Source organism: Streptomyces alkaliphilus (assembly GCF_014141535.1).
Lineage (GTDB): Bacteria > Actinomycetota > Actinomycetes > Streptomycetales > Streptomycetaceae > Streptomyces > Streptomyces alkaliphilus.
On record NZ_VKHT01001268.1, the window covers coordinates 1 to 1202 of the forward strand.

The 1202-nt window shown below is 74.6% G+C and carries 1 protein-coding gene; it reads left to right on the forward strand.

The genetic code is table 11. The annotated features are described in order from the left end of the window. The coding region (locus FNQ90_RS23880; RefSeq protein ID WP_182608247.1) for a succinic semialdehyde dehydrogenase at positions 1-1180 on the forward strand (1180 nt) is incomplete at its 5' end. Between the last annotated feature and the right edge of the window lie 22 nt (positions 1181-1202).

Sequence of the window (1202 nt, forward strand, 5' to 3'; positions counted from 1 at the left end):
CCTGCGACCCCACCGCCACACCGGGGCCGTCCCCGGCCTGACCACCGCGGTGGAGCACCGCCGCCCGCGCGGCCTCGTCGGGATCATCGCCCCCTGGAACTACCCCCTGGAACTCACGGTCGGGGACGCCCTGCCCGCACTGGTCGCCGGCAACGCGCTGCTGATGAAGCCCGACACCGAGACCGCCCTCACCGCCCTGTGGGCCCGCCGGCTGCTCATCGAGGCCGGGCTGCCCCCGGCGGTGTGGCAGATCGTCCTCGGCGCCGGGCCGGTCGTCGGCCCGGCGGTGATCGCCGTCGTGGACCACCTCTCCTTCACCGGCTCCACCCGCACCGGCCGACAGGTCGCCAGGGCCGCCGGCGACCGCCTGATCGGCGTGGACCTCGAACTCGGCGGCAAGAATCCGATGCTCGTCCTCGACGACGCCGACCCCGACCGGGCCGCCGAGGGCGCCGTACGGGCCTGCTTCACCTCCGCCGGCCAACTGTGCGTCTCCATCGAGCGCCTGCTGGTCCACGAGCGGATCGCCGACGCCTTCCTCGAGCGCTTCCTCGCCCGCACCACCGCCCTGCGGATGGGCCCGGGCCTCGACTGGGACATCGACCTCGGCTCGCTCTCCTCCCGCGCCCAACTCGACGTGGTCACCCGGCACGTCACCGACGCCGTCGCCGGCGGCGCCCGGATCCTCACCGGCGGTCGGCCCCGCCCCGATCTCGGGCCCTGGTTCCACGAACCCACCGTTTTGGAGGGCGTCACCCCCGACATGGAGATGCACGCCGAGGAGACCTTCGGGCCGGTCGTCGCCGTCCACCGCTTCGCCGACGACGAGGAGGCGCTGCGCCTGGCCGACGCCGGCTCCTACGGTCTGAACGCCTCGGTGTGGAGCCGCGACATCCGCCGCGCCGGGGCCATCGCCGCCCGCCTGCGCACCGGCACCGTCAACATCAACGAGGGCTACGGCGCCGCCTACGGCAGCGTCCGTGCCCCCATGGGTGGCATGGGCGACTCCGGGATAGGCCGCCGGCACGGCGCCGAGGGCCTCCTGCGCTTCACCGAGGCCCAGACCGTGGCCCGGCAGCGCCTGCTGCCGTTGGGACCCGCCCTCGGCATGGACAACCGCGCCCACGCCGTCCTGATGACCCGCGCGCTGCGGGTCATGAAGCGGATCGGCATGAGCTGATCCCCCCGGGCCGACCCGACCC